General features: G+C 61.7%; 17 protein-coding genes and 1 tRNA gene. 10 read left to right on the top strand and 8 right to left on the bottom strand.

The features are described from left to right. Positions 1 to 1,788, bottom strand: coding sequence for a glycoside hydrolase family 15 protein (locus GGU46_RS11025; protein WP_183403603.1), 1,788 nt, complete (start codon positions 1,786 to 1,788; stop codon positions 1 to 3). Between the two features lie 158 nt (positions 1,789 to 1,946). Between GGU46_RS11025 and GGU46_RS11020 the strand changes: the two genes are divergently transcribed. Both GGU46_RS11020 and GGU46_RS11015 read left to right on the top strand, forming a co-directional pair. Then, complete coding sequence (locus tag GGU46_RS11020) at positions 1,947 to 2,675, top strand: TVP38/TMEM64 family protein (RefSeq protein WP_183403602.1); 729 nt, start codon at positions 1,947 to 1,949, stop codon at positions 2,673 to 2,675. 112 nt (positions 2,676 to 2,787) lie between these two features. Continuing rightward, positions 2,788 to 2,859 (top strand) — tRNA-Glu (locus tag GGU46_RS11015). Positions 2,860 to 3,002: 143 nt separating this feature from the next. Here GGU46_RS11015 and GGU46_RS11010 read toward each other — a convergent pair. Then, positions 3,003 to 5,276 carry a heavy metal translocating P-type ATPase gene (locus tag GGU46_RS11010; RefSeq protein WP_183403601.1) on the bottom strand — a complete coding sequence of 758 codons (2,274 nt, stop codon included), beginning with the start codon at positions 5,274 to 5,276 and terminating at the stop codon, positions 3,003 to 3,005. Positions 5,277 to 5,448: 172 nt separating this feature from the next. Here GGU46_RS11010 and GGU46_RS11005 point away from each other — a divergent pair, with 172 nt between their 5' ends. The 4 genes from GGU46_RS11005 to GGU46_RS10990 all read left to right on the top strand — a co-directional run bounded on the left by GGU46_RS11005 (position 5,449) and on the right by GGU46_RS10990 (position 12,670). Then, positions 5,449 to 6,165 carry a DUF305 domain-containing protein gene (locus GGU46_RS11005; protein WP_183403600.1) on the top strand — a complete coding sequence of 239 codons (717 nt, stop codon included), beginning with the start codon at positions 5,449 to 5,451 and terminating at the stop codon, positions 6,163 to 6,165. Between the two features lie 225 nt (positions 6,166 to 6,390). Continuing rightward, positions 6,391 to 8,565, top strand: a complete 2,175-nt coding sequence (locus GGU46_RS11000) for a hypothetical protein (protein WP_183403599.1) — start codon at positions 6,391 to 6,393, stop codon at positions 8,563 to 8,565. A 287-nt stretch (positions 8,566 to 8,852) separates the two neighbouring features. Continuing rightward, positions 8,853 to 10,544, top strand: a complete 1,692-nt coding sequence (locus GGU46_RS10995) for an MFS transporter (RefSeq protein ID WP_183403598.1) — start codon at positions 8,853 to 8,855, stop codon at positions 10,542 to 10,544. Between the two features lie 329 nt (positions 10,545 to 10,873). Further along, positions 10,874 to 12,670 (top strand): ABC transporter ATP-binding protein, encoded by a 1,797-nt coding sequence (locus tag GGU46_RS10990; protein ID WP_183403597.1) that lies wholly within the window; start codon positions 10,874 to 10,876, stop codon positions 12,668 to 12,670. An 84-nt stretch (positions 12,671 to 12,754) separates the two neighbouring features. Here the strand turns inward: GGU46_RS10990 and GGU46_RS10985 are convergent, their stop codons facing one another. Further along, entirely contained in the window at positions 12,755 to 14,851 is a 2,097-nt protein-coding gene (locus tag GGU46_RS10985) for an IPT/TIG domain-containing protein (RefSeq protein ID WP_183403596.1), read from the bottom strand. Between the two features lie 187 nt (positions 14,852 to 15,038). On the opposite strand from GGU46_RS10985, the gene GGU46_RS10980 reads away from it, so the two are divergent. The 4 genes from GGU46_RS10980 (at position 15,039) to GGU46_RS10965 (ending at position 18,784) form a co-directional block, all read left to right on the top strand. Then, positions 15,039 to 15,923: a M48 family metalloprotease gene (locus GGU46_RS10980; protein ID WP_183403595.1), complete on the top strand. Its 885-nt coding sequence runs from the start codon at positions 15,039 to 15,041 to the stop codon at positions 15,921 to 15,923. 160 nt (positions 15,924 to 16,083) lie between these two features. Then, positions 16,084 to 16,986, top strand: a complete 903-nt coding sequence (locus tag GGU46_RS10975) for a PhzF family phenazine biosynthesis protein (RefSeq protein ID WP_183403594.1) — start codon at positions 16,084 to 16,086, stop codon at positions 16,984 to 16,986. A 163-nt stretch (positions 16,987 to 17,149) separates the two neighbouring features. After that, positions 17,150 to 17,968, top strand: coding sequence for a DNA-formamidopyrimidine glycosylase (mutM, locus tag GGU46_RS10970; RefSeq protein ID WP_183403593.1), 819 nt, complete (start codon positions 17,150 to 17,152; stop codon positions 17,966 to 17,968). A gap of 315 nt (positions 17,969 to 18,283) precedes the next feature. Next, positions 18,284 to 18,784 (top strand): DUF5004 domain-containing protein, encoded by a 501-nt coding sequence (locus GGU46_RS10965; RefSeq protein ID WP_183403592.1) that lies wholly within the window; start codon positions 18,284 to 18,286, stop codon positions 18,782 to 18,784. 117 nt (positions 18,785 to 18,901) lie between these two features. On the opposite strand, the gene GGU46_RS10960 is transcribed toward GGU46_RS10965, so the two are convergent. The 5 genes from GGU46_RS10960 to GGU46_RS10940 all read right to left on the bottom strand — a co-directional run bounded on the left by GGU46_RS10960 (position 18,902) and on the right by GGU46_RS10940 (position 23,625). Then, positions 18,902 to 19,183 carry a hypothetical protein gene (locus GGU46_RS10960; protein WP_183403591.1) on the bottom strand — a complete coding sequence of 94 codons (282 nt, stop codon included), beginning with the start codon at positions 19,181 to 19,183 and terminating at the stop codon, positions 18,902 to 18,904. Positions 19,184 to 19,195: 12 nt separating this feature from the next. After that, positions 19,196 to 20,596: a radical SAM protein gene (locus GGU46_RS10955; protein ID WP_183403590.1), complete on the bottom strand. Its 1,401-nt coding sequence runs from the start codon at positions 20,594 to 20,596 to the stop codon at positions 19,196 to 19,198. Positions 20,597 to 20,616: 20 nt separating this feature from the next. Then, the gene (locus tag GGU46_RS10950) at positions 20,617 to 21,402 is read right to left on the bottom strand and encodes a DUF3223 domain-containing protein (RefSeq protein ID WP_183403589.1); all 786 of its coding nucleotides are present in this window, start codon (positions 21,400 to 21,402) and stop codon (positions 20,617 to 20,619) included. A gap of 52 nt (positions 21,403 to 21,454) precedes the next feature. Beyond that, entirely contained in the window at positions 21,455 to 22,207 is a 753-nt protein-coding gene (locus GGU46_RS10945; RefSeq protein WP_183403588.1) for a prolipoprotein diacylglyceryl transferase, read from the bottom strand. A 392-nt stretch (positions 22,208 to 22,599) separates the two neighbouring features. Beyond that, positions 22,600 to 23,625 carry an SDR family NAD(P)-dependent oxidoreductase gene (locus GGU46_RS10940; protein ID WP_183403587.1) on the bottom strand — a complete coding sequence of 342 codons (1,026 nt, stop codon included), beginning with the start codon at positions 23,623 to 23,625 and terminating at the stop codon, positions 22,600 to 22,602. Positions 23,626 to 23,637: the final 12 nt, after the last annotated feature.

The raw sequence follows: 23,637 nt of genomic DNA, 5'->3' as shown, positions 1-23,637 counted from the left end.
CTAGATAAAATTCGGCTTGGCCAGTTTCTGGGCAATGCGGTAGGCGGCGTTTACCAGCCCTACGTGGCTGTAGGCCTGCGGGAAGTTGCCCCACTGCGAGCCGGTTTTGGCATCTACATCTTCGGAAAGCAGCCCCAGGTGGTTGGTGTACGTGGTCAGCTTCTCGAACTCGGTAATGGCCTCTTCTACCCTACCTACGCTCGCCAGGGCCTCCACGTACCAGAAAGAACAGATCAGGAAGGTGGTTTCGGGCGTGCCGAAGTCATCGGCGTGGCGGTAGCGGTAGAACAGGCCCTCGGGCGTTTTCAACTCCTTTTCCAGGGCCGCCAGGTGGGTGCGGGCCCGTTCGGAGCTGGGGTCGAGGTAGCCCATCAGGATGAGCTGCATGGAGCTGGCATCGAGGTGGGGCGAGCCGATGGCATTGGTATAGGCGCCCAGCTCGGGGTTGTAGCACTGCTCGATGTGGTCGGCAGCGGCCTGCATCAGGCGCTCGGCACGGGCTTCCATTTCCTGGTTGCCCAGGGAACGGGCTACTTTGCGCGCGGCGTGGCTGCCGGCCCAGTGAAACAGGTAAGTATAGCAGTGATACTGGGCCAGGTTGCGGAATTCCCAGAGGCCGGCATCGGGCTGGTCCATGGTGGCGTCAATCAGGCCCAGCGTTTCAAACACCAGCTTCTCGGGGTTGGGCCGCTCGGGGTCCAGGAAGCGGCAGTCCACGTACAGGGGCAGCAAAGCCACTAGCACCTGCCCGTACACGTCGTTCTGAATGTGGGTGTAGGCGTCGTTGCCAATGCGCACGGGCTGGTTGCCGAGGTAGCCGGCCAGGGGCAGCTCCTGCTCCACCAGCTCCGACTTTCCGCTGATGCCGTACAGCGGCTGGTATTTGCCTTTGATTTTGGTGGAAATGTTGGCGATGTAGTGGAAGTAGCGCTCCATCTCCTCGAAGTGGCCAATGTTGTTGAAGGCCGTGAGAATGTAGTACGTGTCGCGCATCCAGCAGTAGCGGTAGTCCCAGTTGCGGGTGCTGCCGGGGGCCTCGGGCAGGGAGGTAGTGCTGGCCGCAATAATGGCCCCGGTGTCCTCGTACTGGTGAATTTTGAGCGCCAGCGCCGAGCGAATTACTTGGTCCTGCCGGAAGTTGCTGATGCTGGTGCTTTTCACCCAAATACGCCAGTAGTCGATGGTGGAGCGCAGGAAACGCTCGGCGGTACTTTCCAGAGGCGCTTCCAGCGGGGCGCCGTAGGTCATCACTAGGTACTTGGTTTCGTTAAGCACGAAGTCCTCCTCATCCAGCACGTAAGTAAGCGGGATGTTGGTGGTGAGGCGAATTTCCTCCTCCAGGCCCAGAAACGCAATGTGGTTGGAGCTGCGGCGGCGGCTGAGCTCCAGCTCGCCGTACTGCCCTACCGGCCGGCAGGCCACCCGCACCCGCGGCGAGCCTGCCAGAGGCTCCACCTTCCGGATAAACATCAGGGGCTTGTAGTACCGCTCGTACTGCTGAAAGCGCGGGGCAAAGTCCGTGACGCGGTAGCTGCCGTCGGGGGCCGTAATTTCGGTGCACAGCACGTTGGTGTTGCTGCGGTAGTATTGGCGCGAAGAAAAGCTCAGTGACTCATCGGCGGGCCGGATGCTGTACTCGCCGCCCTTTTTTTCATCGAGCAGGGAGCCGAACACGAAGCTGCTGTCAAAGCGGGGCCAGCACAGCCAGCGCACCGCCGTGTCGGTGCCAATCAGCCCCAGAAAGGCACAGTTGCCGATCAGGCCGAAGTCGTAGGTATGTTTTGTCATCAGGAAAGAGAGGTTGTCAGCCCACCGCCAGCCGGCCGGGTTGCTGCATTTTCAGAAGGTAGTACCCCACTCGCGGCCCTGGGGTTGCCGTAGCTTTTTGGCGGCGGGCTGCGTAAGGCTTGTTTTCCTGAGTACCTCACCCCGCAACTTTTCTGCTCTTGGTTTCCGCTACCCCTGCTTCCTCAGCCAAGCCTACCCCCGGCAAAACCAACCACGTTCCGCTCTACATCACGCTGGCCCTGCTGCTGGCGCTGGCGGTCTGCTGGTTTGCCTGGCCCGATTTTCAGTCCACTATCCGCGAGGGCTGGACGGTGCTCAGGAGCGGCGAGCAGCCCCGCATTGCCGCCTGGATGCAGCAGTTTGGCTACTGGGGCCCCGTGGTGATAGTAGCCGCCATGGTAGCCCAGATGTTCCTGTTCGTAGTCAACGTGGTGCTCCTGATTCTGGTGGCTATCCTGGCTTACGGGCCGTGGTGGGGCTCCTTGCTGGCGCTGGTGGGCATTATTGTGGCGTCATCGGTAGGCTACGGCCTGGGCCGGGCCCTCGGCGAATCGTTCGTGACGCGGGTGCTGGGCCAGAAAAACGAGCAGAAGGTGCTGGATGTGGTGGAGCGCTACGGCATGTGGGCCGTCATTATTGCCCGCCTCTCCCCGGCCCTCTCCGACGATGCCATCAGCTTTGTGGCCGGGCTGGCGCGCATGGGCTACCTGCGGTTTATGCTGGCCACGGTGGCCGGCGTAACCCCACTCATTGCTCTGCTGGCCTACTTGGGTGAGGACAGTGAACGGCTGAAGTCGGGGCTACTGTGGGTGACGGTGGTCAGTTTGCTGCTGTTTGGAGCCTACGTTTGGTGGGACCGAACGCGGAATCAAAAAAAAACTCTCTGACTTTGGCGTAGTTAGCTTCTTTTGAAAGAAATTTTCCTGGCCAGGCATTGCGCGAAAGTCTTCGCCTTGTATCTTTGCACCACCAAAACGGAAAACGCTCCGCTGGTAACATGGTCCGTTCGTCTAGGGGTTAGGACTGCAGATTTTCATTCTGCCAACAGGGGTTCGATTCCCCTACGGACTACAACTCAAAAAACGCCCTGTAAACAAGAGGTTTACAGGGCGTTTTTTTTCAGCCAGCTTGATTGGGCGCCTACTTAGCCTGCCCGGTACGAAAGCAGCTTCTGGCTCCCTGGCCCCGGGCAGGCACTGCAGTATCGGTGAAACTTAGGGTGCTAGGGGCGAAAAACGACGCAACCGCAGCGAGTTGGTCAGTACCGATACGGAGCTCAGGGCCATGGCGCCGGCGGCCAGCATGGGCGAGAGCAGCACTCCAAAGACGGGGTAAAGCAGCCCAGCGGCCACCGGAATGCCCAGCGTGTTATAGATAAAGGCAAAAAACAGGTTCTGCCGGATGGTGCGCATGGTTTGGCGCGAGAGTTCAATGGCCGTTACCACGCCGTGCAGATCAGAGCGCATGAGGGTGATGCCGGCGGCTTCCAGGGCCACATCAGTGCCCTGGCCCATAGCCAGCCCAATGTCGGCCTGGGCCAGGGCCGGGGCGTCGTTGATGCCGTCGCCGACCATAGCTACGGTGCGCCCTTCCTGCTGCAGCTCTTTCACCTTAGCCGCTTTGTCCTGGGGTAGCACCTCAGCGAAGTACCGGCTGATGCCTACCTGCCGGGCTACCTCGGCGGCCGTCTGGGGGTTGTCGCCGGTCATCATGACCACTTCAATTCCTAAGCTCTGCAGGCGCTTAATGGCCGCCGCCGAGGTAGCCCGCACGGTGTCCGCTACCCCGAGCAGCCCGGCGGCTTGTCCGGCTACTGCCACGTAGAGCACGGTTTTGGCCTGGGCCAGCAGGGCGTCGGCCTGCTGCTGCAGGTCCGGCGGCAGGCTGATGCCGGCTTCCGCCAGCAGCCGCCCGTTGCCGATCAGCACTGCCTGCTCCTGCACCGTAGCGGTAGCGCCTTTGCCTGCCACGGCCCGGAAGTCGGTAGCGGGCAGGCCCGCGGCCCCCTGGCTTGCGGCGTAGCGCACCACAGCCTCGGCCAGCGGGTGCTCAGAAAGGCGCTCTACGGCCGCCACCAGGGGTAGCAGCTGATCCGCCGCCCAGCCCGGCGCGGCCACCAGGTCCGTGACGGTAGGCTCGCCGCGGGTGATGGTGCCGGTTTTGTCGAGGAGCACAGTGGTTACCTGGTAGGCTTTCTCCAGGGCTTCGGCGCTGCGGACCAGAACGCCGTACTCGGCTCCTTTGCCCGTGCCCACCATGATGGCCGTGGGCGTAGCCAGCCCCAGGGCGCAGGGGCAGGCAATAATGAGCACGGCCACAAAATTGACCAGGGCCAGGGGCAGGCGGCTTTCTACCGGGGCCAGGCTAAACCAGAGCACGAAGGTGAGCAGGGCAATGCCAATGACCGTGGGCACGAAGACGGCGCTGACTTTATCGGCCAGGCGCTGAATAGGGGCGCGGCTGCCCTGGGCATCTTCTACCAGCTGTACAATTTGCGAGAGCAGGGTATCGGCCCCTACTTTGGTTACCCGGAAGCGGAAGGCCCCGGTTTTGTTGAGGGTAGCCCCGAATACCGGGTCGCCGGCCTTTTTCGCCACCGGCAGGCTTTCACCCGTCAGCATGGCCTCATCCACGGCGGAATGGCCCTCTTCTACTATCCCATCAGTGGCTACTTTCTCGCCGGGGCGCACGGCCACCAGGTCGCCGGGCTGAACCTGCTCCAGGGGTACGTCCACCTCCAGCCCACCGGGGCGCACCACCCGGGCCGTTTTGGCCTGCAGCCCCAGCAGGGCCCTGATGGCGGCCGAGGTTTGGGTTTTGGCCCGCAGCTCCAGCACTTTGCCCAGCAGAATCAGGGCAATGATAGTAGCGGTGGTGTCGTAGTACACCTCGGGCATCAGGCCGCGGCGCAGAAACAAGCCGGGCGCGAGGGTAGCGGCCACGCTATAGAGAAAGGCGGCGCCGGTGCCCACGGCAATCAGCGTATCCATATTGGCGGTGCGGCGGCGCAGGCCGTTCCAGGCCGCCACGTAAAACTCGCGGCAGCTGTACAGCAGCACGGGCAGCGTCAGCAGCAGCAGTAAGTAGTTCAGCCACTGCATAGTGATGTGCTGCAGCAGGGGCGGCCAGAGCATAAGCATACTCAGGGGCATGATGACCAGGGCCAGGCCCGCGGCTACCCCGAACCGGCGCCGGAGCTGCTGATAGGCCTGCGCTTTCTGCTGATCAATTTCCGCCTGCCGGTCGGCGGCGCTGGTGTCGGGAGCCCGCTCACTGACGCCAAAGCCCGCCTTGATTACGGCCTCTTTCAGGGTGGCCGGGGTGGCCTGGGTGGGCAGGTAGTCAACGGTAGCTTTTTCGGTGGCGAAGTTGACCACGGCCCGCTGCACGCCCGGGGTGCGGCTCAGCGACTTTTCGACGAAGGAAGCGCACGAGGCGCAGGTCATGCCCTCAATAGCGAGGGTTTCGGTTCTAGTAGTAGGTTCCATGGCGGTGCGCAGCAAAGCGAAGCGGAAAGGCGGCCTGCTCGGGGCGTGGCGGCCTTTTTTATCTGCTGCAAAGGAACAGCCGAAATGCGCCGGAGTTCGTACGGAATTTTTCCGGATTCTTGCATGATTTTCACGACCCTTACTAGGCCTCCCCACCCTACCCCCTGCTCTCATGAAAACTTCAGCTTTTGGCCTTACCGCTTTCTTGTCAGTGGGCCTGCTGCTCAGCAGCTGCAACAACGCCACCCACACCCCCGACCCGGCGGCCACTGCTACCCAGCCAGGCGCCCCGGCCGCCGACGGTATGGCCGGCATGGACCACGCGGCCATGGGGCATTCTGCCGCTACTGGCCCGGCCGGCACCTCGCCCCAGCTAACGGCCATGACTGAGATGATGCAGCGGATGCACGCCACCAAGCCCCGCGGCAACACCGACTACGATTTCGCCCGTCATATGCTGGAGCACCACCGGGGTGCCGTGGTGATGGCCGACCTTGAACTGCGCGACGGCCAGGACCCCACGATGCGCCGGATGGCGGAGAAGATTAAGGCTGATCAGCAAAAGGAAATCGGGGAACTGGAAGCCAGTATTGCCCGCCTGGCAAATGCTCCCGTTAACTACCAGCCCACTGCCCCCTTCGCCCGCAAAATGAACGCCTCCATGAAGGGGATGATGCAGAATATGGCGCAGGCGGGCACTAACCCCGATCTGAATTTCAATCAGCTCATGACCTTACACCACCAGAGCGCTGTGGACATGGCCCGCGCTGAGCTTGACCACGGCCAGGACAGCCGGCTCAGGGAAATGGCCCGGCAGATGATGGAGGCCCAACAGCAGGAGATTAAAGAGCTCAAGGCCTGGCACGCCCAAAACGCCGGTAAGCTGTAGCACCTGTTGCCCCCAGGCAGTTCCGCCCCTGCTACCGGGGTAGCCGGCGGGCCGCCCCGCGCCGCCGTACGTGGCAGCGTGGGGCGCTTCTGTTTTCACGAGGAAGGAAATTGCGCTTGCGAGCTGCTGAAAAAAAGGACTGCCAGAGTGCAACCGGCCTACGGCGCGTCCTACCTTTGCGCAGCTTTCGGTGGGTCGGGAGCTGCTTTTTCTTTTTTGATTGCCGTGTTGAACTTCTCCGGGTTCCGCAGGCTGCCGGGCGCGTGGGGCCTGGCCGCCTTGCTGCTGCTGCTCTGTGGCCTGCCTGCTCAGGCCCAACAACTTTCCCTGGTGCGCGACCTGAGCCTGCGCACCGATACCACCCGCTACAGTCTGAGCCGCCACACGGTGGCCGTGCAGGGTGAGCCCCACTTGTACTTTTTCTACCGCCAGGACGACGAGGCCGCCGAGCTGCTGGTGTACCCCGAGGCAGTGGCGCGCGCCGGCGCCCTGCGCCTGCAGCGCTCCGCCGATTTCACCCTGGTGGACTCGCTCACGGCTGTGGACGGGGGCCAGTACTACCGGGCCAAGCTGCGGTTCAAGGACCTGGGCGGCAACAAGTTTCTGAGCCTGACCTTCCGGCAGCCCGCCGACTCAGTGGGGCGCCCGCCCCTTACCCAAACCGTGAAGCTGCTGCCCGTTACGCGCACGGTGCTGGAGTTCCGGCCTGCGGATACGGAGCTGTTTGTGGGCGAAGAGAAGGTGTTTGACCTGAGCAGCAACAACCCCAAAAACATCCGCGTCACGACGGAATGGACCCGCGGGCAGGACATTGACTACCGCATTGAGCAGGAGAAAGGCGTGCTGCGCCTGCACGTGCTGCCCAACGCTCTGGGTACGCGCCAGCTGACGCTGCGCCCCCAGACCGAGCGTCCTTTCCTGACCGACAATAACCGCCGCGTCACGTACTCCTTACCCCCCATCCGGCAGGAATTCACGGTAAAGGCCTCGCGGCTGCGTTTCCTGAGCGTTGATAAAAAGGAAATTACCCTGGATGAGGCCTCGCGCCGCCGGGGCGTGGAGTTGATTCTGGACAACGGCCGCACCTTTGAGCTGAAGCGCACCTACCGCATTGAGGATCAGGAGGAAGCCGGCGGCGCCCTGATTGCTGAGCTGTTTACGCGCCAGTATCTTACCAACGACCGGGTGCTGTGCTGGCTGCGCGTGTACAACACCCACCGCCAGACGGAAAGCTACCTCTACATCAAGGAAAACGACCAGGCTAAGTACGTCACCAATTTTAATATTTCGCCTAAAACGGCTATTACGGCCGTGAGCGTGCGCCACCGCGGCGGCGACTGGAGCACCAACCCCACCGTAAATCCCGGCGAAACCGTGGACGTGCGCCTGGAGGGCGAGTCGCTGACCCGGGCCCGGTTTCACTTCGAGGACGTGCAGATTATTCCCTCCGACTCCAGCATCCGCTCCGATGCGGCGGTGGTGTACCGGGTGCAGGTGCCGGTTACCATTGATAAAAAGCGCATTACCATTTTCAACGCGGGCCAGCCCACGGGCTTTGGGCTCTCGGTGCGGGAGTTTCAGCGCCCGCACCCGCTCGATTTCGTGGGCGTGACGTTTGGCGAGTCGCCCCGGCCGCTGACGCGCCTGAACGGGCCGGTGCTCTACAACCGCACCATCAGCGACGTAGTGTTCAGCTTCAATACCGGCGCCATCGACTCGGAGCAGCAGCTCTACGGCAAGCAGTACCTGACCTTTGACATCCGAACCCAGAATGCCAAAGGCGAGCTGATTGAAATGCGTACCGTGGACAACGTGGTGGTGTGCCCCGATGGCAGCTCGGTGCGGGCGGCTTTCTATCAGGACAAGCAGTGCCAGGTGGGTAACATCAGCCTCAATAGCCTGCTCAGCTACCGCAAAACCTACGCCCTCGACGACTGGAGCACCATTATCATCACGGTGAAGCACACCCAAAGCCAGTACCAGGAGCCGGGCTTCTCGCAGAAGCTGGAGCTGGTGCTGCAGCGTCGCATCAAGTTTGATATTGACGTGAGCTTTCCGGGCGGTCTGCTGACCAAGTACTCGGGCGAGTCGAGCTATACCTCGTTTGGTGGTATTTCCCTGGCCATGCTGGGCCAGCTGAGCTTCTACCATCCCGAAAAAATCAACCGCCTGCGGCCCTACAAAGTGGGAGCCGGCTTCGTGGCCCTCAACGCCTTCAACCTGACCAGCACCAGCAACAAAGACGCTAACCGCGACCTGGGTGTGGTTATTTTGGGTTCTATCTATCCCACCCGCAGCGACGCCAAGCTCACGTTCCCGCTCTACCTGGGCGGCGGCTACCTGCTGGGCAAGGGCAAGCCCTTCATCCTACTCGGCCCCGGCATCGGCCTCAGGCTGTAAGGGGTGAGGAGGTGACAGGTGACAGGTGACAGGTGACAGGTGACAGGTGACAGGTGACAGGTGACAGGTGACAGGTGACAGGTGACAGGTGACAGGTGACAGGTGAATAGTGACAGGTGATGGGGTGAGGAGGTAAGGAGGTGAGGAAGGGAAGGTTCTGGCCGCAGGCCAAGCGTCTGCCGTCCATTCGCCTGTCACCTGTCACCTGTCACTTGTCACTTGTCACCATTTACCTCCTCACCTCCTCACCCCATCACCTCCTCACCACTTCTACGCAAGGGAGCTACATGTCTGCTTCCGTTACTGCCCCACCTGCGCCGTCCAGCTCGCCGTTTACGCCCCTGAAAATTCCGTTTTTCCGGATGCTGTGGATTGCGTCTTTCGTGTCGAACATCGGGACGTGGATGCAGAACGTGGGGGCCGTGGGGCTAATGACGGAGCTGACGCCCTCGCCCGTGCTGGTGGCCCTGCTCCAGACGGCTTCGGCGCTGCCCGTGTTTTTGCTGAGCCTGCCCGCCGGCGCCCTCGCCGACCTGGTGGACCGCCGCAAAATGCTGCTGGCCACCCAAACCTGGATGGCCGTGGTAGCCCTGCTGCTGGCCGCCGTCACGCTGCTGGGCCTCAACAACCCCTGGCTGCTGCTGACGCTCACGTTTCTGCTGGGCCTGGGCGGGGCCCTGAACAACCCCGTGTGGCAAACCGTGACGCCCGAGCTGGTGCCCCGCCAGGAGCTACCCCAGGCCATTGCCCTGAACAGTGTGAGCTTCAACCTGGCCCGCGCGTTTGGGCCGGCCCTGGGCGGGTTGGTTATCGGCTACTTTTCGGCCGGCGCGGCGTTTCTGCTGAATGGGCTGTCGTTTCTGGCCACGATTTACATGGTGTACCGCTGGCAGCGCGAGCCACAGGCCACCTCCACCCTGGCTACGGAACGGGTGGTAGCGGCCATCCGGGGCGGGATTCGGTACGCCCGGTTTGCGCCAGCGGTGCAGCACATTCTGATTCGGGGCGTCAGCTTCACCTTCGGGGCCAGCGCCTTGTTTGCCCTGATGCCGGCCGTGGTAGCGCGCCGCCTCCACGAGCCGACTTCATTCTACTCGCTGCTACTTTCCTGCATGGGGCTGGGGGCCGTTCTGGCGGCGTTCATCCTACCCCGCCTCAACCGCCGCCTCAGCATTGACTGGCGCGTAACGCTGGCTACCGGGGCCTTTGCCGTGAGTTTGCTGGGGCTGGGCTACGCCGATAATCACTGGCTGCTGTATAGCCTCCTGACCTTGGTGGGCATGGCCTGGATGCTGGTCCTGAACTCGTTTAGCGTGGGCGTACAGACGGTGGTACCGCGCTGGGTGCAGGCCCGCACCATCAGCCTGTACCTGCTTACTATTCAGGGCGGCATGGCGTTGGGCAGTGTGGTGTGGGGCACGGTAGCGGAGCGCGCGGGCCTACCCCTGGCCCTGGCCGGAGCCGCCGCCTGGCTGGCCCTGACGATGCTGCTGGTCCTGCGCTTCTCCCTGCGCACTTCCCCCGAAAGCCTCGACCACACCCCCGCCCGGCCCCGCCCCGAGCCGGTGCTGGCCGAGGACCCGGACCCCGCGGCCGGCCCGGTCATCATCACCACCACCTACCGCGTGGCCCCCGCCGACCGCCCCACTTTCACTTACCTCATGGAGCAGCTGGCCCGCATCCGGCGCCGCGAGGGCGCCATTGGCTGGGGCCTCTACGCCGACCTGGCCGATCCTGCGCGCATGGTGGAGTACTTCATGACGGAATCGTGGGCGGAGCACGCCCAGCAGCATGAGCGGGGCGTAAGCCGCGACGAGGCAGAGCTGAAAAATCGGATCCGGGCGCTGCACCAGGGGCCGGAGCCGCCCGCCGTGACCCACCTGCTGGCCCAGCACTACAACGCCACCGCCGCCCCGCCCGTGATGGTGCCCGGCAGCACCCGCCTGGTAGCCAGTACCGCCGGCGAGGCTACGGCGTAGGGGCTTTCAGGGTGTGGGGGGTAAGAGGGCAAGAGGGCAAGAGGGTGTGAGGGTGTGAGGGCAAGAGGGCAGCAGAGGTAGTTGGGGAGGAATACAGGGCGGTTTGCTTGCGAAGAATTGGCTTAGGGCTGGATAAGACTTTAGCACATTGCCAGACGTAATACTCACCTGACCAGCACCTTAGGGATGCCGAACTTGCCCTGGCCCACCTCCTACCCTCGCGCCCTCCTACCTTCCTACCCGAAACAACCCCTCCTACCCCCATGCCCTAACTAAACCTTCCGGGTAGGTTTGTGCTTCTTACCCGTCTCCCCTCTGTTCCACTCTCCATGAAACTTCTCTACAGCTACCTGCGCAACTACTGGGGCCTGCTGGCCCTGGCGTTGCTGCTGGCGGCCATCAACCAGATTTTCTCCCTGCTCGACCCCTACATTCTGCGGCAGATAATTGACCGGTACGTAACGCCCGCCCTGCAAGATTCCCGGCAGCCTACCTTCTGGGTTTTTCTGACCGGAGGCGCGGGCCTGCTGATTCTCAAGGCCCTGGGCGTGGCCATGGTGTCGCGCATTGCCAAGAATTTTCAGGACTACTACACCAACGTCATCACCCAGCGCCTGGGGGCCCAGCTGTACTCCGATGGGCTGCGGCATTCCCTGGAGCTGCCCTACCAGGTGTTTGAGGATCAGCGCTCCGGCGAAACCCTGGGCAAGCTCCAGAAAGTACGCACCGACGTGGAAAAGCTTATTCAGAGCTTCGTGAACGTGCTGTTTATTTCCCTGGTCGCCATTCTGTTCGTGACGTGGTACGCCGTGAGCGTGTACTGGCCCATTGCGGTGGTGTACTTCCTCACCATTCCGCTGCTGGGTACCCTGAGCCTGTTTCTGAGCAAGCGCATCAAGGAAATTCAGAAAACTATTGTGGCCGAAACCACGGCCCTGGCCGGCTCTACCACCGAGAGCCTGCGCAACATTGAGCTGGTGAAAAGCCTGGGGCTGGCCCAGCAGGAAACCCAGCGCCTGAACGCTACCACCGAAAAAATCCTGAAGCTGGAGCTGAAGAAAGTGCGCTACCTGCGCTCCTTGTCCTTTGTGCAGGGCACCTTTGTGAACCTGATGCGCAACGTGATTCTGCTGATGCTGGTGTTTCTGGTGGTGCAGCAGCTGATTTCGCCGGGCGAGTTTTTCTCCTTCTTCATCTACTCCTTCGCCATCTTCGGGCCCCTGCAGGAAATGGGCACCATCATCAATGTGTACCGCGAAACGGAGGCTTCCCTGGCCAATTACCAGCTTATTCTGGCCACGCCCAAGGAAGTGAAGCCTACCCACCCGAAGCTGATCAGCAAGATTGAAACCCTGGCTTTCCAGCAGGTACACTTCCAGCACCTGACGGCCAGCACACCGGCTCTGGCTGGCATCAGCTTCCAGACCAAGCTCGGCGAAACCATTGCCTTCGTGGGGCCCTCGGGCTCGGGTAAAACTACCCTGGTGAAACTGCTGGTGGGCCTCTACCCGCCTGCTCAGGGCCAGATTCTTTATAACGGCATTCCCGGCCCCGAGCTGGACCTGGACCTGCTGCGCGAGCAAATCGGCTTCGTCACGCAGGACACTCAGCTGTTTGCCGGCACTATCCGGGAGAACCTGCGTTTTGTGGCGCCCCAGGCCACCGACGAACAGTGTCTGCGCGCCCTGCACCAGGCCGCTGCCGAGTCGTTGCTGGCCCGGGCTCCGCTGGGCCTCGATACGGTTATTGGCGAAGGGGGCGTGAAGGTTTCGGGGGGCGAAAAGCAGCGCCTGAGCATCGCCCGCGCCCTGCTACGCCGCCCTACCCTGCTGGTTTTCGACGAAGCCACCTCGGCGCTGGACTCGCTGACGGAGGAGGAAATCGGCCAGACGGTGCGGGAATTGTCGGGCTCGCGCCAGCACATTACCATCCTGATTGCCCACCGCCTCAGCACCATCCTGCACGCCGACCGCATATTTGTGCTGGAGCGCGGCCACGTAGCCGAGGCCGGCCGCCACGAAGAGTTGCTGGCCCAGCGCGGCCTCTACTACGCCATGTGGCGCCAGCAGATTGGGGAGCGGCCCCAGGCGGCTGTTGCCCCCGGCCGGCAGCCAGCCGCCGTGTAAGTACGTCGGCCTACCCCTTCTCAACCAAAAGAAGCCGCCCGGACCTATTTCCCGGCGGCTTCTTTCGTTATTGCTCCCAGCAACTTACTGCTTCAGCAGGCGGGTACGCTGCACCTGGCTGCCGCTCCGCCACTCCAGCAGATACACCCCCGGCTGCAGCGCGGGCGGCGTAAGCGTCAGGGAGGTTTGGGCGGCTGGTACGGGCAGCGCGTACACGCTCCGGCCCGCGAGGTCGAGCAGGCGCAGGGTAGCGGCCGGCGCGGCGGGCAGGCGCACCCGCAGCTCCGTCGTGAACGGGTTGGGGTAGGCGGCCAGCTGGGTGTCGGCCACCGCGGGCGTCACGGTCAGGACTTCGGAGTAGTGCGAGGTACCGTCCAGGTCCTGCTGGCGCAGGCGGTAGTAGCGCAACGCGCTCAGGGGCCGGGCATCGAGGTAAGCATAGTCGCGGGGGCTGGCGCTGGTGCCGGCGGCGGGCAGGCGGGCCACCTCTGTCCAGGCCGAGGCAGTAGGGTCGTCGGCCGCTTCGAGGGCAAAAAAGCGGCTGTTCAGCTCCATGGCCGTGCGCCACTGCAGCTGCACGCCTTCGGGTCTCACCTCGGCCCCAAAGCTCACCAGGGTTACGGGCAGCGGCACCGGCGCCAGGCGGGCGTAGGCCCCGAGGCTGCACGTAGTGGCCGTCAGGCTGAAATTCGTTTCTGCGTTGCCGCCGGCTACCTCGTTGAGGGTGCTTAGCGCCCGGTTCCTGGATCCGGGAGCAATGGCGTAGTGCATAACGGCCCCCGGCTTGATGATATGACCCAGCTGCAGGCCATGGCCCTGCTCGTGCAGAGCTACGCTTTCAAAATCGAACTGCCCATTGGTGGGGGCAGCGGACGTAAACTGCCAGAATTGCTCCCCGTCGAAAATATAATCGGTGCCGGTGAGTACCCAGCTGATGGGGCCTCCGTTGCTGCAGCCGGTGTAGTAAGAGTAGGTAACGCCCAGCACCCCGGCGTCCAGCTCCCGGGCATCATCAAAGCTTACCAGGTTGATGTTGTCGCGCTGGTCCTCGGCATTGGTTGTGGTGGTAGTGGCGGCTATTTTGCGGTTGGCCCCTACCCCATTGCGCCAGGTCAGCAGGGCCCGCTCGAAGGCTTCCTTAGCGGCCGTGTTAGCCGCAAACCGCTCGTTATACTGTAGGGTGTAACCGCCCTGCTTGTCGGCCCCGGCCAGCGCGACGGGGTAGGCCAGCAGCGGGGAGCTGTCGTTGGGCTGATAATCCAGGTTGATCAGGGCGTACGTAACGGTGAGGTTGTCCAGGCTCAGGGCGCTTTCCGAGGTTCCGTTGGTGACCAGCACGGCTCCTGAGCCCGCCGTTCCGCCGTCGCCTTCGGCCACCGAGGGCACGCGCACCTTAATTTCGGTATCCGACCAGCTCACGTACTCCGAAGGCAGGGGCGAGACAAAAGACTGTCCTCCGTTGTCGGCATTGCGGAAGCCTACCATCCCTTTGCCCTGCGTGGCCCCGAACCCCGAGCCTTTGATGGTAAGCACTGCCCCCGTACCGGCCGTAAGTACGGCCGGGCTCAGGCTGCTGATAAACGGCGCGGCAGTAGGCCGGGCCGCCCGGCTCAGCCGCGCCTGCAGCAGGGAGTTGGGGCGCACGGCCCGAAAAGCCTGCCCCGCCGGCGCTTCCAGGGCCGGGTACAACTCCTGTTCAATGGAGGCGTACCGCGCAAAAGGCTCGGAGGCGGTTGCCGTGGTTAAATCGTAGCTGATGATGCCCTGAGGGCCGGCGTAGAGGCGGTAGCGGCCCGCCTGCCGGGCATCGGGCACCAGCAGAAACACGCCCTGCTGCCCCACGGCCAGCTGGGCCGAGTTCGTGGCCTGCTCCCGCCGTAGCCCTACCGTGCCGCCCGCCGTGGCTACGGTCAGGTTGCCGACCGGCAGCGCCCCCCGAAATACTTTATAGACCTCCAGCTCGTTAAGGGTGACGATGTGGGCGCCTTCGTCCTGGCTGCGGGCGGCGGTTACCCGGGCTTCTACTACCAGAGCGGCCGCCGCTACGCGCTGGCTCAGGGGGAGTGGCTCCAGCAGGCAGGTTTCCTGGGCTCGTACCAGGCCGGCCGCCGGCCCCAGCACAAGTAGTAGGCTTACCCCGGCCCGTATGAACCAATGCCGGGTTAATTGTGTTTTTTTCATGTAGCTCAATAAGTATTCCGCATCTTCTCCCCCCTAACCTGCTCGCGTAGCAGCTTCAACTCAGGCGCTCAAGATATTGTTCCTTGCCGCCATCTTTGCCTGCCTTGCTTCTGACGCCTGTATGTCGGCTGCGGATTTTCGGCAAGGTTATTGTCAACTCGATACATCCATCTAACAGGATTTTTTCATGAACCACCCTCGCTTCTTCCGCCGCTTCGCAGGCTTGGTGCTTGCCGGGTGGCTCCTACTTACCGGCTCGTTAGCGGCGCAAACCTCCACCGGCCAGCGCGACGTGCTACGCGAAATAACGGATGTAGTGGGGCTTAAGCCGCGCTTTGAGCTGCGTGCTACCACCGAAGTACAAAATGCCGCTGCCGTGGTGTACGGCGGCAAGCGCTACCTCTTGTATAACCCGCAGTTTGTGGCGGCGGTAAACCGCGCCGGCCGCACCGACTGGGCGGGCATCAGCATTCTGGCCCACGAAATGGGCCACCACCTCAACGGCCACACCCTGCGCGCCGGGGGCTCGAACCCCGCCGATGAGCTGGAAGCCGACGAGTTTTCGGGCTTTGTGCTGCGGAAGATGGGGGCCAGCCTGGCCCAGGCCCAGGCCGGTATGGCCGTTGTGTCTGATGATGAGGCCTCCCCGACCCACCCCGGCCGCCGCACCCGCCTCACGGCCATTGGCGAAGGCTGGCAGCGGGCTAATCAGCAAATTGTAGCCAGCACCCGCACGGCAGCCCCTTCGGCTACCCCCGCCGTGCTGGCCGACCGCGCCACGGCTCCCGTGCGCACGGTGGCTACCACCGCCAGCCCCGTGAGCGTGCTGGGCAAAATTACCTTCCGCGACAACCCCGCTGAGCCCTACTACATCACCAACCGCCTGAGCGTGGTGCACGTGGATCGGCAGGACCGGACCGCCCAGGTAGTAGGCCGCCTGACCCGCTCGGAAAGCACCAATTACCCCTACGTGCTGGTTGACGGCCAGCAGCGACGCCTCTACATCAGCCGCACCGGCGGCATCTACGACACCAGCGGCCGGCAGGTAGCCCTGCTCTCCGATCCGTCGTAGTGCATCTGCTGTAAGCACTGTCCCGAAAGGCCAGCTTCCGCACGGAGGCTGGCCTTTTTCATGTTCAGGTTGTCAGGGCTTGTTTACTAGCGTACTATAGCTTGCTAGGGTAGTACTCTCTAATCTGCCATACCTTTAGCCCTGTACTTGTTCCCTTGCCATGCCCTCCTACCCCTTTCTGCTGCTGGATGCCTTTACCGAAACCGCTCTGGGCGGCAACCCCTGCGCCGTAGTGCTGGACGCCGACGACCTCACCGACGAGCAGATGCAGCGCCTGGGCCAGGAGTTTAACCAGTCGGAAACGGCCTTTGTGCGGCGCTCGGAAGTGGCCGAGTTTGGGGTGCGGTACTTCACGCCTAGCGAGGAGATTCCGCTGGCCGGCCACCCCACCATTGCCACCATCACGGCGCTGTTGCACACGGGCCGCCTGCTGCGCCCCACAACGGAGCCGCTGGCCCTGCAGCTCGAGCTGATTCACGGCCCCATTGCTATTGCGGTGCTGCCACCCGCTACCCCCACGGCGCCGGCCCAGGTGCTCATGACCCAGCGCCGCCCGGTGTTTGGGCAGATACACGATGCGGCCCAGGTGCTGCCCCTGTTCGGCCTTACCCCCGATGACCTGGTGCCGGGTTCCGTGGTGCAGACGGTGAGCACGGGCACGCCCCAGCTCATGGTGCTGGTGCGCGACGCGGCTACCCTGCGCCGGGCCTACCTGCCCAACCCGGCCGCGCTGGAGGAATACCGGCGGCGCACCGATTTTTTCAGCTCCCACTTGTTTTGCCTGGAAGGCGCTACCTCCGCCGGCGCCACCTTTGCCCGCCACCTGTGCACCCCGCCCGATGTGCTGGAAGACCCCGTAACCGGCTCGGCCACTGGCGGCATGGCCGCCTACCTCTGGCACTACGGCTACCTCAGCCGCCCTGATTTCGTGGCCGAGCAGGGTCACTGGCTGGGCCGGCCGGGCACGGTGCAGGTGAGTGTGCACGGCCCCCGCGAGGCCATTGAGGCGGTGCAGATAGGCGGCACCGGCGTAGTGGTGCTGGAAGGCCTGCTCCGGCTCTAGCAGGCACACGGGCAAGCCGCCGGGGCACTTTTTCGCGGCGACGCGGCCGGGCGGGCACAGAGGTTGAGCGGGCCGGGAACGTAGCCTGGTGCCGCGCTTGTTACTAAGGGCTGCCCTGCTCCCTCCGTGCAGGTGCGTCCTGCTAACCTACCCATTTCTCTACATGCCCGAACTACCGGAAGTTGAAACCTACCGCCGCTTTCTGGAGGAGGTGATGCTGCACCAATCCATTGCGGCCCTCGAAGTAAAAGACGCCCACGTACTAGCCACCGACGAAGACACCCTGCGCCGGGCCCTGGTGGGCCACACGGTAACCGGTACCAGCCGGCTGGGCAAAAACTGCTTTCTGCTCCTGAGCAGCGGGCAGGTGCTGGTGCTGCACTTCGGCATGACCGGCGACGTAGGCGCCTACCGCGACGAGCCCGACGCGCCTCGGTTCACCCGCGTGGCTTTCCACCTGGGGTCGGGGCTGCGCGTGGCCTTTGTTGATCCGCGCAAGTTTGGCCGCATCCGGCTGGCCGAAGGAGTAGCCCAATACCAACAGGCGAAAAAGCTGGGCCCCGATGCGCTGGATGTTACCGCCGGACAGCTGCAGCACAAGCTCGCCAAACGTAAAACTTTCCTAAAACCGCTGCTGCTCGACCAGAGCATCACGGCGGGCCTCGGTAATTGGATTGTGGACGAGGTGCTGTTCCAGGCCCGGATCCACCCGGAGCGCCTGGCCCATACCCTGACTACCGCTGAGTTCAACGACCTGCACGACGCTATTCAGTTGGTCTTGCGCACGGCCATCGGCCACGAGGCCACCTACCGGGATTTCCCGGCCAGCTTCCTGATTCATGCTCGGGAATGGGACGATTCCGCGACGCCCGGCACGGATCAGCACCAGTTCTGTCCGCGGCATGCTACTACCAAAATTGAAAAAACGTACGTCGGGGGCCGGGCTACCTACACCTGCCCCCGCTGCCAGCCCGCCGGGTAAATACTTAAAAAACCATATTCTCTATTTGGTACAGCCGACTGGGATACAGTCGGCTGATTTTATTTTTCGGGGATATACAGGGCTATATAGCAAGAAAATACGCTTGATATTGCACCTCATGGGTACCGCGTAGCACGAATCAGGTAATTTTTCTAACCGCCTGAACCAGTATTAATTACAATCCATTACCTTTGTGATATCGGTAGCCCACGGGCAACCAGGTAGTAGAGAAGTTGGACGTAAAAAGTGAGGCTTATGCCGCAGATGTACTACGCCTCGAAGCGTGTTGTTGTACAATCACCAAAACCCGTTTTCATGAAGAAACTGCCCGTATTCCTGAGCCTGCTGGCTAGTACCCTCGTATTTGCCTCTTGCGAAAAAGAGATTGAGGAGATTAAAGATCCCGCCCAGGAAGTGGCAGCTGCCGCTACAACCGTCCAATCGAAACCGGAGCTGCTGGCTGCCGGCCCCTGGCGCCTGACCGGCCTGACGCTGGTTACTGCTACCCCGGGTGCCGCCGCTACCCCCGCCGTGGACCTGTTTTCGCGCATCAAGGACGCTCAACGCGACAATCTGCATTTGTTTAACACCGGCGGCAGCTACACCCTCGATGAGGCCGCTATTAAAGCACACCCCGAAGCTCCCCAGCAGCTCACCGGCTCCTGGACGCTGGCCGGCGACTCCCTGACGGTTACCCAGCCCGACGTGACCCGCCACTACGCCGTAGAAGAGCTGACCCCCACGACCCTGCGCCTCAAGCTAACCCAGACCGGCGAGCAAGGCACTACCACCTATACCTCGGTATTCGCGCGCTAAGCGCCTTTCTCCCTGTTCAAGTGCAAAAAGCCCGGCTGTGGTAGCCGGGCTTTTTGTTTTCCGTCAAGCAGTTTCCGAGACTCTGAGCACAGGCCCAAACGCACCCTACCTGGGGCGTCAGTGGCTGACGCGCAGGTTACTGAGGATGAGGGCGCAGGTGCCCAGCCCCAGCAGCGCCACCACCAGCCCCGACACCAGCATGACCTTGCCCAGCTTGCGGTGCGCAGTAAACAGGAGCGCCACCCCAATTACCAGGTTCAGTACTGGCAGGGCCAGCATTCCGATGAAGCCGCCCACGCTGCCGAGCACCAGCAGCGCAGCGAAATTAGCTGCCACTACCCGGCCCAGCAGGGCCCCTGTGGACAGCTCGGGCGGTTTGGAAGGTTCAGGCGTTTCCATGGGGTAGGAAAGTTAGAGGACCGGAATGTCCCGCAACTGCTGCAGGCGCGCCAGCTTTTCCTCGTCGCGGTACAGCAGGTTCATGGTTTCAAAAGGGATAATCTTCAAATCCTTGCTCACGATGTGCACGCAGGACTTTTTGATGGCGCGCACATCAAAGTTCCAGGCATCCATGAACTGCAGAATAATTACCCGGAACAGGTTTTCGTAGCGAAGGTTGGGAGCCTGAATGGAGGGTAGGCAGCAGAGCAGTTGGTTGAGCTCGGGGGTGATGGTATCCACGGTGTTGGCCGTGCTGAACAGGCGCAGCAGGTGCTGGCGCAGGCGCGGGTCGTGCTCGTACACGATGGTGTTGCCGCTGCTCTGGAGCAGCTCGGCGGGCTGCACGTAGCGCGTCAGCGGAAACACCTCGCCGCCCAGCTTCAGGGCGTAGCCCATCACCAGGGCATCGGGGTTGCAGGGCACCGGCAATAGGTCCTCGGCCGTGAAGACGGGGCTTTGCTCGATGATGCGCTGGCGGGTTTCGGTGAGGGTGAGGCGGTCGGTGGCGGGGTCGAAGTTCTGGAGGCGGCCGGCGGCCTGGGTGGGCTGGAACGTGACGCCGCGCACGCAGCGCTGCTGCAGGGCAAAGTCGATGATCTGGCCCATTTCATCATCGTTCAGCCCCTTCTGTAGGGTCACGACCAGGGTAGTGCTGAGGTTGTACTTGTTGAGGTGTTCCAGGGCCTGCAGGCGCACCTCGCGCAGGTCGCGGCCACGCAGACTTTCCAGGGCTTCCTTCTTAAAGGAATCAAACTGCAGATACACCTCAAACGCGCCCTCGTAGGTAGCCAGCCGGGCCACGAAGGCCTCATCTTTGGCCAGGCGCACGCCGTTGGTGTTCACCATCAGGTGCTTGATGGGCTTGCGCTTGCACATATCCAAAATCTCCCAGAACTGCGGGTGCAGGGTGGGCTCCCCGCCGGATATCTGCACCACGTCGGGCTCGCCTTCGTTTTCCACCAGCACGTCCACCATGGCTTCTACCTCCGCCAGGGTGCGGTGCCGGCCGTGCAGGGGGCTGCTCTCGGCGTAGCAGGTAGGACAGGTGAGGTTGCAGCGGTCCGTTATTTCGATAACGGTGAGGCAGCTGTGCTGCTCGTGGTCGGCGCACAAGCCGCAGTCGTAAGGGCAGCCGTAGTGGGTAGCGGTGTTGAAGCGGCGCGGCGTTTCGCTGGGCTTCACGTAGTTGCGGATGCTCTTGTAGTACTCAATATCGGTAGCAATGAGCACCTTTTGGCGGCCGTGGCTGGGGCAGCGCTTGAGCATGTACACGCCGCCGTCTTCAAACACGATTTTGGCTTCCACCCGCCGCAGGCAGTGCGGGCACAGGCTTAGCGTGAAGTCGTAATAGGTGTAGGGCCGTTCGGGCATGGTAGGGACGATTGGAAAACCTAGAACAGAGGGAGCTGTGTCTGATCAATTGTCAAGTCTTTTAAATTTTTCTTTACACGACCCATAGACGACCGAGAAGAATTACATTCCTTACGAACCACACGTAATGTAGCTTTAGCCTGGTGATACAAAGAAAATTTTTGTAATAAATCCTGATCTTTAAACATTATTAGATTATTTTTATCAGTTTGATATTCCAAATTTTCTAAAAAAATATTATTAATTTCTTTAAATCTGTCTATGATCATAGAAAGAGTATTTGGCTGCCTATGATCCACAACCAATTCTTCCCATCTTGATAAGACATTTGTTTCTTGGCACTTTACCCTTCCTTGAACAGAATTATTTTTAAAATATTCCAATTTTACCTTGCGTAGATCTTTTTGAATACAGTTTCTACAGGCAATATTAAACAATGATTCGTGTGTGTATTCCTTTCTATTGATTATCATTATATATGATATATAACAGCTTGTATTATCACTATATACTACCTCGAAGCATTTAGTATTAAATTGAGCTTTAGACACGATTATATCTTCTACTACTAATTTCTCTGACTCATCTTCACATTTATTATTTATTGCTTTATCTATCTTTTCTGAATTATCTAATTTCTCTGTATTAATCTGGTAGTCATAGTCAAGCAAGGCTATCAGGCTATCAAAATCATTATCATTTAATGATTGGCCGAATTTGTAGCTATTGAGTATATTCTTGTAATAAAGCAATGCTTCTTTCTTGGACAAGAAGCTTCTTTTACCTATCGTAATGGATTTTCTCATAATATATTGGTTTTCAAAAAGCTTTATAGAATTAGAATAGAGTGTATTTATTTCAAGATAGAGCTTTCCTTTGGTCGGCGGCAAACAACCACCCGTAATACCCCAGTCCCGCCAAGCAGGCCCACTGAATGGCGGTGAGGCCCCAGCCGGACGGGGCGGGCGTGGGCTTCAGAAACTCCGCCAGCAGCCGGAACAGCAGGTAGCCGGCCAGGAAAAACCGGAAGCGCCAGCCGTTCGGGAGCGGACCGCGGCGCTCCGAGAGCCATAAGCCGGCCGCCGTGAGCAGCAGCCACCCGATTTCGTAGAGGTTGGTAGGGTGGCGCGCTACCCCGTCGCCGAAGTTGAAGCCCCACGGCAGGGTAGTGGCCGTGCCGTAGGTGCCGTCTTCGAGGCCCGAGAGGTGGCAGCCGAGCCGGCCGATGCACATGGCCAGCAGAATCGGGTACACCATCAGGTCGCCGCTGGAGGTTGTTACGCCGAGGCGCTTTTTGGTCAGCTCTACCCCTACCAGGCCGCCCAGCAGGCCCCCAACAATGGTTTTGTTGGTGAAGTAGTACAGCCAGCCGCCGGGCGGATCGAGCAGCAGTTCCGGGTGTTCCAGCAGGCCCAGTACGCGGGAACCGAGCAGGGCGCCGGCCGCGCAGCCGATGAAAATCCAGAGGCGGTTTTCGTCGGATATCGGGTCCGGGGTGCGGGTGCGCAGGTGCTGGTAAAAGCGGTAGCCCACCGAATACGCCAACACCTCCAGCAGCAGATGCACCGGAACGAGCAGGGGCCCTAACGTGAGGTGAACGGGGTAGGACAAAGGAGGTGCGGGTTACCAGTTGCCGGTTGTCAGGGGGCAATGATACACAAAACGAACCGCTACAAAAGGCCTGTCAGCCGGCGCTCAAAAAGGTATTTATAGTTGGCTCTCTGTTTGGAAGGTATTAAAAACGACTGAACGTCATGCAGAGCCGAAGGCGAAGCATCTCGCGTGGTGATGTTGAGCTACCATTACAACGTTAGCACGCGAGATGTCTCGCGGGGCTCGACATGACAGGTACTTTGGCAAACTCAGCACGCGAGATGCTTCGGCCGCGCCTCTGCATAACGTTCTGGGGCACTCCCCAGGAGGCTTTTACACCAAGGTCCTTCGTGTTGCTCAGCAGTTCACCCGGCTAACCGGCAACTGGCAACTCACCTCTGACAACCGAATTACCGCTCGTTGTTCTGCTTTTCGGCCTTGCGGGTTAGCGCCGTCAACCAAGATCGGCTGGCTTCCGATTCGCTTTCGTAGCCCCGGCGCCGCTCGTCGCCGAGGGGGCCGCCGGGACCGGGCAGGGCGCGGTTCACCCAGCTCAGTACATCGGCCGTAGTGCCGGGGAAGAGGCCGTGCAGGGTGGAAAGCACTTTGGCGGGCACGCTCAGAATTACTTCGGCCTCGCCGCGGCGGCAGGCGTTCCAGATTTCGCGGCCGGCCCGGTCGGCATTCATGGACAGCATGGGCAGGGAGTCGGCAATGATGAAGGCGGCGTACTCCTTTTGGTGCTGGCCCTTCACAATGGCGTGGCGGGCGCTACCCGTGCGCAGCAGGCCGGGGCAAACAGTAGTCACCTGAATGCCGTACTGCAGCAGCTCAGCGCGGTAGCTTTCCGAGAGGCCCACCAGCGCAAACTTGCTGGCGCAGTAGGGCGCCAGATGGGGCACGGGCACTTTGCCGCCCACGGAGGCAATGTTCACGATGCGGCCCTCGCCCCGGCGGCGCATACCCGGCAGCACGGCCTGCATGGCGTGCAGGGGAGCCCAGAAGTGAGTATCCATGGAATCCTGGTAGTCGCGCAGCTCGATGTTGTCGAGGGGGCCGGCCGTGATGATGCCGGCGTTGTTGACCAGCACCTCAATGCTGCCCAGCCGGCGCTCCACCTCGGCCACCAGGGTCTGCACTTCCTCGGCGTTGGTCAGGTCCCGGACCAGGGCCAGCACTTCGGCGCCGTCCTGGGTTAGCTCCTGGCGGGCCCGCTCCAGCTCGTCGGCATCGCGGGCACAAATGGCTACTTTGGCGCCTTCCGCCACCGCCTGCCGCGCCAGAATCAGGCCCAGCCCCCGCGAGCCACCCGTAATCAGCACCACGCGGCCCGAGAGGTCGTAATTGCCGCGACGGTTGGAGTAGAGAGTAGCGGCCAGCAGGCCCACGGCGCCGGCCGCGGCGGCCAGAAGCGTATTTCGGGTTTCAGGTTTCATAGGCAGGTAGGA

The sequence above is a fragment of the Hymenobacter latericoloratus genome, assembly GCF_014199535.1.
Classification (GTDB): domain Bacteria; phylum Bacteroidota; class Bacteroidia; order Cytophagales; family Hymenobacteraceae; genus Hymenobacter; species Hymenobacter latericoloratus.
The sequence above is the reverse complement of the archived record's forward strand: the minus strand, read 5'-3'. Positions and strand labels throughout refer to the sequence as shown.